7 protein-coding genes and 1 pseudogene are annotated in these 8325 nt (G+C 73.9%); 5 read left to right on the forward strand and 3 right to left on the reverse strand.

Going from position 1 to position 8325, the window contains the following annotated elements; translation table 11 throughout:
* Window positions 1-101 precede the first annotated feature (101 nt).
* Window positions 102-359, reverse strand: a complete 258-nt coding sequence (locus AB0E96_RS35090) for a mycoredoxin (RefSeq protein ID WP_359829863.1) — start codon at window positions 357-359, stop codon at window positions 102-104.
* Window positions 360-622: 263 nt separating this feature from the next.
* Between AB0E96_RS35090 and AB0E96_RS35095 the strand changes: the two genes are divergently transcribed.
* The 4 genes from AB0E96_RS35095 to AB0E96_RS35110 all read left to right on the forward strand — a co-directional run bounded on the left by AB0E96_RS35095 (window position 623) and on the right by AB0E96_RS35110 (window position 4442).
* Window positions 623-2791 carry a UvrD-helicase domain-containing protein gene (locus AB0E96_RS35095; RefSeq protein WP_359829873.1) on the forward strand — a complete coding sequence of 723 codons (2169 nt, stop codon included), beginning with the start codon at window positions 623-625 and terminating at the stop codon, window positions 2789-2791.
* Between the two features lie 272 nt (window positions 2792-3063).
* A complete protein-coding gene (locus AB0E96_RS35100) occupies window positions 3064-3510 on the forward strand; it encodes a hypothetical protein (RefSeq protein ID WP_359829865.1) in 447 nt (148 codons plus the stop codon).
* A gap of 219 nt (window positions 3511-3729) precedes the next feature.
* A complete protein-coding gene (locus AB0E96_RS35105) occupies window positions 3730-4047 on the forward strand; it encodes a WhiB family transcriptional regulator (RefSeq protein WP_274538670.1) in 318 nt (105 codons plus the stop codon).
* Window positions 4044-4442 (forward strand): hypothetical protein, encoded by a 399-nt coding sequence (locus AB0E96_RS35110; protein WP_359829867.1) that lies wholly within the window; start codon window positions 4044-4046, stop codon window positions 4440-4442. The genes AB0E96_RS35105 and AB0E96_RS35110 overlap by 4 nt, the downstream gene beginning before the upstream one ends.
* A 191-nt stretch (window positions 4443-4633) precedes the next feature.
* Here AB0E96_RS35110 and AB0E96_RS35115 read toward each other — a convergent pair whose 3' ends face one another.
* Together AB0E96_RS35115 and AB0E96_RS35120 are read right to left on the reverse strand one after the other, a co-directional pair.
* Complete coding sequence (locus tag AB0E96_RS35115) at window positions 4634-6034, reverse strand: AarF/ABC1/UbiB kinase family protein (protein WP_359829869.1); 1401 nt, start codon at window positions 6032-6034, stop codon at window positions 4634-4636.
* A 173-nt stretch (window positions 6035-6207) separates the two neighbouring features.
* Window positions 6208-7296: a ThiF family adenylyltransferase gene (locus tag AB0E96_RS35120; protein WP_359829871.1), complete on the reverse strand. Its 1089-nt coding sequence runs from the start codon at window positions 7294-7296 to the stop codon at window positions 6208-6210.
* Window positions 7297-7701: 405 nt separating this feature from the next.
* On the opposite strand from AB0E96_RS35120, the pseudogene AB0E96_RS35125 reads away from it, so the two are divergent.
* A pseudogene (locus AB0E96_RS35125) lies at window positions 7702-8226 on the forward strand (YgjP-like metallopeptidase domain-containing protein); the annotation flags it as partial.
* Between the last annotated feature and the right edge of the window lie 99 nt (window positions 8227-8325).

The raw sequence follows: 8325 nt of genomic DNA on the forward strand, positions 1-8325 counted from the left end.
CGCGCCGTGACGCGCGCCGGCCCCGGTGGCCCGGGCCGGACGGGCCCGGGGCCGGGGTCCCGGGAGGGCTCAGGCGCTCCCGGGCGGGGGGCCGGAGGGGCTCAGGCCGCGAGGGCCTTCTTGACCTGCAGCAGGCTCGGGTTGGTCATCACGACCTGCTCGCCGCCGGCGGCCGGGGTCACCAGCACCGTCGGGACGGTCTGGTTGCCGTTGTTCACCGACTCGACGAAGGAGGCCGACGCCGGGTCCTCCTCGATGTTGATCTCGGTGTAGCCGATGCCTTCACGCTCCAGCTGGCTCTTGAGTCGGTTGCAGTACCCACACCAGGTCGTGCTGTACATCGTCACGGTGCCGGACATCGAGGGGGCTCCTTCGGAAGAGGGGTGCGTACGGTCTCCGGGGGCAACGTCCACCGGGCGGCGGGCATTCCGGCGCGCCGTCGACCGTCGTGCGGTGCGATCATCCTGCGATCGCAACGGGCCTGTGGACAACTCCGTCCGCGATGTCCCACCGGGCTGAGAGGATGGAACGCATGCAGGAAGACCTCTTGAGCGGCAGCCCGTACGACGGCCCCCACGGCTCCCCCTGGGCCGACCCCGGCGCCGCCACGGGCCCGGACGCCGTGCTCGCCGGGCTCGACCCCGAGCAGCGCGCCGTCGCCACCGCCCTGCAGGGACCGGTCTGCGTCCTCGCCGGCGCCGGCACCGGCAAGACCCGCGCCATCACCCACCGGATCGCCTACGGCGTGCGCAGCGGCGTCTACCACCCCCAGCAGGTCCTCGCCGTCACCTTCACCGCCCGCGCCGCCGGCGAGATGCGCGGCCGGCTGCGCCAGCTCGGCGCCGAAGGCGTCCAGGCCCGCACCTTCCACGCCGCCGCCCTGCGCCAGCTCCAGTACTTCTGGCCGCGCGCCGTCGGCGGCCCCGTCCCCCAGCTCCTGGAACGCAAGGTCCAACTGGTCGCCGAGGCGGCCGGCCGCTGCGGCCTGCGCGTCCAGCGCACCGAACTGCGCGACCTCACCGCCGAGGTCGAATGGGCCAAGGTCACCCAGATCGCCCCCGAGGACTACCCCGCGGCCGTCGCCAAGTCCGGCCGCGAAGCCCCCCGCGACCCGGCCGAGACCGCCCAGGTCTACCGCGTCTACGAGGAGACCAAGAGCCGCCGGGGCAACATCGACTTCGAGGACGTCCTGCTGCTCACCGCCGCGATCCTGGAGGACCGCCCGGACATCGCCGACCAGGTCCGCTCCCAGTACCGGCACTTCACCGTCGACGAGTACCAGGACGTCTCCCCGCTCCAGCAGCGCCTGCTCGACCAGTGGACCGGGCCCGACGGCGGCGCCAGCCTCTGCGTCGTCGGCGACGCCAGCCAGACCATCTACTCCTTCACCGGGGCGACGCCCGGCTACCTGCTCGACTTCCGCGGCCGCCACCCCGGGGCCACGGTGGTCAAGCTGGTCCGCGACTACCGCTCCACCCCGCAGGTCGTCCACCTCGCCAACGGACTGCTCTCCCAGGCCCGCGGCGAGGCCGCCCGGCACCGTCTTGAGCTCGTCTCCCAGCGCGAGGCCGGCCCCGAACCGGTCTACACCGAGTACGAGGACGAGCCCACCGAGGCCGAGACCACCGCCCGCCGGATCAAGGAGCTGCTCGCCGCCGGAGTGCGCGCCAGCGAGATCGCGGTGCTGTTCCGTACCAACGGCCAGTCCGAGGTCTACGAGCAGGCCCTCGCCGACCTCGGCGTCCCCTACCAGCTCAAGGGCGCGGAGCGGTTCTTCGAGCGCCCCGAGGTGCGGGACGCCGGCGTGCTGCTGCGCGGCGCCGCCCGGGCCGCCTCCGACCCGCTCACCGACGGCGCCCCCGACCTGGCCGGCCAGGTCCGCGCCGTCCTGGCCGCCCGCGGCTTCACCGCCGAGCCCCCGGCGGGCTCCGGCGCCGTCCGGGACCGCTGGGAGTCGCTCGCCGCCCTGGTCCGGCTGGCCGAGGAGTTCGAGCGCACCCGCACCGAGGCCGGCCAGGAGACCGACCTCGCCGCCTACGTCACCGAGCTGGACGCCCGCGCCGCGGCCCAGCACGCCCCGGCCGTCGAGGGCGTCACGCTCGCCTCGCTGCACGCCGCCAAGGGCCTCGAATGGGACGCCGTCTTCCTGGTCGGCCTCACCGAGGGCACCCTGCCGATCATCTACGCCAAGACCGACGAGCAGGTCGAGGAGGAACGCCGCCTCCTCTACGTCGGCGTCACCCGGGCCCGCAAGCACCTCTCCCTCTCCTGGGCGCTCTCCCGCTCCCCGGGCGGCCGGGCGAGCCGCAAGCCCAGCCGCTTCCTGGACGGGCTGCGGCCCGGCTCCTCCGCCCCGGGCGCGCGCACCGGCGCGCGCGGCGGGCGAGGGGGCGTCGAGCCCGGCGAGCGCTCCGCCGGGCGGCGGGTGCGCGGACCGGTCAAGTGCCGGGTCTGCGACAAGGTGCTCACCGAGGCCGTCGAGCGCAAGCTGCGCCGCTGCGAGAGCTGCCCGTCCACGATGGACGAGGGGCTCTACGAGCGGCTGCGCGAGTGGCGGGCCGGGCAGGCGAAGAAGCAGGGCGCGCCGGCCTACGTGGTGTTCACCGACGCCACGCTGATGGCGATCGCCGAGGACGTGCCCGCCAACCGCCAGGAGCTGGCCGTCATCTCCGGGGTCGGGGCCATGAAGCTGGACAAGTACGGGGCAGCCGTGCTCTCGTTGTGTGCGGGGGAGGAGCCCGAGGAGGACCCGGACGGCGTCGAGGACGGCGATTCGGTCGATCCGGCCTGAGCCGGTCCGGGCGCGGCGCGACAGGGCCGCATCGAGGGCTTCGGAACCCGATGTGTGACGTGCCGAAGAACTCGCGTGAAAAATAGTTTGCGCCGCGTACCGGGAGCGCAATAGCCTGCCGGAGCGGTCAAGGGGACGCGGTCGCACGGGGTGAAACCTGTGCCGATGCCCCTCGCCCGAGAGCTTTACCGAGACAGACATCCGAACATTCGGAGCCAGGGAGACCAGGCTCCGCGAGACGCCGAGAGGAGGCGAAGACAGTGGGAAACATCATGATCACCAAAATGACTGGCCAGACCGTTGTCGCTGCCTCCCTGCGTGCCGCCCGTCTGCGGGCGCTCGCCGAGCTCGGTGGAACCGGTCTGGGTCTCGACACCACCGGTGTCTCCGTCGCCCCCGTTGTCAGTGGTCCTGGACACACTGATCTGTGCCTCACGGGCAGCAGGAGCGTCGACGGCACCTCTGTCGAGACCGGTCTGTCCCGTGACCGGGCGTCGTTCGGCACGTCGTGCTCCCTGCGCGACGAGCGACCGACCCAGGCACCGAAGGCGGCCGTAGCCGCCGCCATGCATGGCGGCTATGCGCAGGTCAGCGGTGCCGGAAACGCCCAGAAGCAGAACGAGCAGCAGATTAACCAGGCCATGGCCGCCTTTATGGGCGCCAAGGCCGTCCGGATGTGGGCCTTCCGCGGCCCTGAACCCTGGAGAGAACGAACCTGAGCCAGCCTCAGGTCGGCACCTCCAGGGCCGCGGAACCCGTCACACCGGGATCCGCGGCCCTTCTGTTTTGTCCGGTACGCAAGACCACCCAGGCCCTCCGGGGCCTCCGGCCCAGCACCACCAGTCACCTGGGCCGGAACCACTGAGAAGACGAGGAAGACGCCCACAGTGTCCACGGTCATCACACCGCCCACCCCGTCCGTACCGCCGACAAGCCAGATCACCAAGGCCGACCAGGCCGACCCCCCGGAGGTTCCTTCCATGCAGCTCAGCTCGATCGAGCAGGCCGAGTCCCTCGGTCTCCCCATCCCGTGCCGCGCCTTCGACCCCGAGGTCTTCTTCGCGGAGACGCCGGCCGACGTCGAGTACGCGAAGTCCCTCTGTGGCACCTGCCCGGTGAAGGAGGCCTGCCTGGCCGGCGCCCTGGAGCGGCGCGAGCCGTGGGGCGTCTGGGGTGGCGAGCTGTTCGTCCAGGGCGTCGTCGTGGCCCGCAAGCGTCCCCGTGGCCGTCCGCGCAAGACCGAGGTCATGGCATGAACCCCGGTCACGAGGCCAGGGCCGTCCGCCGGGGAGAGCAGCCCCCGCTGGACAGCGCCCTCCGCCGCTCCGTGCGGATCGCCGCCGCCAAGGCCGATGCCGCAGCCCGCATCCCGTTCCCGAGCAAGCACCACGAGCAGGACCACGACATGAACCCCGCCGCCGTCGATCCGACCGCCCGCGCCGAGCAGGCCACCGAACTTCAGACCCAGAACAGGATCCTCGAGATGCAACTCCTCCACGAATCCCTGGCCCGTGCCCATATGCAAGACAGGATGCACGAGGCCGAGAACCAACGGCTCGTCAGCCGGGTCGCCCGGGCCCGCAAGCTCAAGCAGCGGGCCGAGCGGGCCTCGATGCGCGCCCGCAAGGCGCTCGCCGTCGCACTGATGTAGGCCCGCCCGCCCGGCGGGCCTGCCCGCTGTCCGCGTCCGCGGCCGGCCCCGCCGTGCCCCGCTCCACCCCCGTCGTGCCGCAGGCCGCTCCCCGTTCCCGGGGAGCGGCCTGCGGTCGTTGGCGTGGTGCGCGGTTCGTGCGGTGTGGTGCCTGTCGCGGTTCGGGCCCCGGCGGGGCCGAGGGCCCGGGGTCAGTCCTTGCGGAGCGGGGCGGGCCCGGAGGGCTTCCCGGGCCTCGCGGCCCTCGTGGGCTCCGCCGACGGCCGCTCGGCGAACTCGGGCAGCCACTCCAGCATCTCCGCGCGGAACGGCGCCTTGGCGCCCAGCTGGCAGAGCACCCCGATGGTGCTCAGCGTCACCCGGTGGATCAGCAGGTAGGACGGCGGCAGGTTCAGCTGCTTGCCCAGGTTGTAGGCGGGCGAGCGCGGATCGGCGATCCGGGCCGCCTGGGCGCGCATCCAGGTCCGGGTGAAGTGGAAGTTCTCCACCGCGGCCGGCTCGATGATCGGCAGCAGGTAGTCCAGCACCGCGTCCGGGTCCAGCCGGATCGAGGGCTTGACGAAGCCCTCCTCGCGCAGCATCCGGAGCACGCCCGCCGCGTCCCCGGCCAGCGCCATCCGCAGCGAGGCCCCGATCGGTGCGGGCAGCCCGCCGGGCAGCCGGTCCACCGTGCCGAAGTCCAGCACGCCCAGCCGCCAGCCCGACACCGGGCCGTCGTCCTTCAGCAGCCGGAAGTTGCCCGGGTGCGGATCCGCGTGCAGCAGACCGGTCCGGGACGGCCCGGCGAACAGGAACCGGGCCAGCAGCTGCCCGGCGCGGTCGCGCTCCTCCTGGGTGCCGCCCGCGATCACCTCGGCCAGCGGGGTGCCGCTCATCCACTCGGTGACCAGCACCTGGTCGGCCTGGGCCACCACGCCCGGCACCACGATGTCCGGGTCGTCCGTGAACTCCTCGGCGTGCCGGCGCTGGGCCTGCGCCTCCAGCTCGTAGTCCAGCTCCTCCGAGACGCGCTCGCGCAGCTCGGTGATCAGCGGCTTGATGTCCAGCCCGGGGATCAGCGGGCCGAGCAGCCAGGCCACCCGGCTCAGCTGCGAGAGGTCCGAGAGCAGCGCGTCGCCCGCGCCCGGGTACTGCACCTTGACGGCGACCGTGCGGCCGTCGTGCCAGACCGCCTTGTGTACCTGGCCGATCGAGGCGGCCGCCGCGGGCCGGTCGTCGAACTCCCGGAACAGCTCGCGCCAGTTGTCGCCCAGCCGTTGGGCGAGCGCGGTGTGCACCTTGGCCGCGGGCATCGGGGGAGCGGCGTCCTGGAGCTTGGTGAGCGCCGCCCGGTACGGCCCGGCGACCTCCTCGGGCAACGCGGCCTCGAAGACGGACAGCACCTGCCCGAATTTCATCGCCCCGCCCTTGAGCTCGCCGAGGACCTTGAACAGCTGGTCCGCGGTGGCCTGTTGGAGCTCGGCGGTGACGACGTCGGCGGAGCGGCCGCCGATCCGCCTGCCCAGGCCGAGCGTGGCGCGACCGGCTATCCCCAGCGGCAGGGCGGCGAGCCGTGCCGTGCGGGTCACTGCCTTGCGCGGAAGATCGCTCACCCCGGGCCTCCATTCCCTGGCCCCCCGGTTCCGGACGGCCGACCATCTCCACGCCATTGTGCCCGCTCCCCACGCCCCGCCCCGCGGAATTCCCCGGGGCGGGGCGGGGAACGGCCTCCCTTTGCGGGGAGTTGGGGGGTTCCTCCTCGCCTCTCCCGCTCCTCCTCAGCCCGTCACCCCGGCGGCAGCGGCTGCCACAGGCAGCCGCAGTCCGGGTGCCCGCGCAGTCGCAGGCGCCGTGGCATGCCGTCCCTGGCGGAGACCTCGCACCAGCCGTCCACGCTGGGCGGCCGTCCGCCGTCCAGGAACACCTGGACGTGCAGCGCCGCGAGCCCGGCGACCGCGGTGGCGAGCGCCGTGTCGCAGGCCGGTGTGCGGGCCCGGCCGGGGCCTCCGTCGGCCAGCTGGGCCAGGACCCGGGGCCAGGCGGCGTCCTCGTCCTCCCGCCGCAGCACCAGGCAGTGCCCGCAGGCCGACATCCCGGGGATCACCAGCGGTCCGATGACGCCGAACTCCTCGACCACGCCCACGTAGAGGTGCGGCACCCCGGCCCGCAGCAGCAGCCGGGCCTCGTACGTCCCGCCCGCGAAGGCGGCGCTGCCGTCCCTCGGTGCGAGGACCACGAAGTCCGGTGGCGGATCCCCGGGCCGGCGCCGGGGCACGGGGACCGGTGGCCGGCCCGCGGCGCGCTGCACCGCCTCCCGGGCCGCCGTCGAGCGCAGCCGGCCCACGTCCCCGGGCGGCAGCCCGGCGGGGGAGCAGTCTCCGGGCCTCACCCGGCCGCTGTCCGCGACGGTGACCGTGCCGGTGCCGCCCGCGGCGAGCACCGCCGCCACCGCGGTGCCGACCCGGCCCGCACCGCGCACCTCGATCCGGGTGTCGGCCCGGCGGCCCAGGACGGCCGGTGCGGCGCCGGGCCCGGAGTGGACCAGGGAGAGCGAGGCGAGGTCCGGTGCGAGCAGGTCCCGCTGCTGCGCGGGGAAGCGGGCCAGCGCGCGGCGGTCGGCCTCCGCGTCGTCCAGCAGGCCGGTCTCCTCCAGGCCGGTGAGCAGGACATCGGCGGGTTCGCGGCCGAGCCCGATGCGTTCGCCCTCGTCCAGGAGCTCGGGCCGGTCGCGCGTCCCGTCGAGCAGCGCGAGGAAGTCGCAGAGGGTCTTGTCGGCGTTGCCGAGCACCCCGGCGAAGCGGGTGACGGTGCCGAACTGCAGGGTCTCCGAGTCCCGCCAGCTGCGGGACAGCGCGGGCTTGAGCGCGAGGCGCACGACGATCTCCCTTCCGATCGTTTCCGGACGGCTGACCGCAGCCTGCCCCATCGCGCCGGGGCCGTGCGGAGAGTTGTCCACAGGCCCGTGCACATGATCATGCGACCTGTTCGCACGCCCTGTGGATAACTGGCCATCCCCTTCGGCGTCGGTTTCCGGACACCCGCCGTCGGCCTTCCGTTCGCGATCGCTCCATGAAAGATTCCGGCCATGGCAGCGGACTTCTGTCCGTGGTACCGGGTAACGTCGTGTGCCATGGCAGCCGAGCGGGACTCCCATCCACCGGCGTCGCGTCGGCGTGCCCGTGCAGCGTCCGGGTCGCAGGTCGCGGCGCCGAACACGCGCGGGCGCCCGGACCAGGGGCAGCAGCCGAGGCCGGCCCCGCAGCCGCCGCCCGCCGGCGCCGTGCCCCCCGAGGCGCACGACCGCGGTCGGGTCGAGGTGCGCCGCAGTGCCCGCCGCAGCCGTACCGTCTCCGCCTACCGCGAGGGCGACCGCACCATCGTGCTGATTCCGGCCCGGATGTCGCACGCCGAGGAGCAGCGCTGGGTCGCGCAGATGCTGGAGAAGCTCGCCGCCCAGGAGTCCCGGCGGATCCCAGGGGACGAGGCCCTGATGACCCGGGCCCGTGAGCTGTCGACCGCCTACCTGGACGGCCGGGCCCGGCCCAGCCAGGTCCGCTGGGTCACCAACCAGAATTCCCGCTGGGGCTCGTGCACGCCCGGCGAGGGGACGATCCGCCTCTCCCACCGTCTGCAGGGCATGCCGGAGTACGTGCTGGACTACGTCCTGCTGCACGAGTTGGCGCACCTGCTGGTGCCGGACCACGGCCCGGCGTTCTGGGCCCTGCTGGAGGCCTATCCGCGGACCGAGCGGGCCCGCGGCTACCTGGAGGGCGTGGTGTCCGCGGCCCGGCTGCCGCACATCCCCGGCGCCGCCGCCGTCCCCGAAGTCCCCTCCTCCGGAGCGCCGATGTCCACCACAGGCCCCAGCCGCCTGCCCTCGCTCACCGGGCTGCGGTTCTGGGCC

This window comes from Kitasatospora sp. NPDC036755, from assembly GCF_040636595.1.
Lineage (GTDB): Bacteria > Actinomycetota > Actinomycetes > Streptomycetales > Streptomycetaceae > Kitasatospora.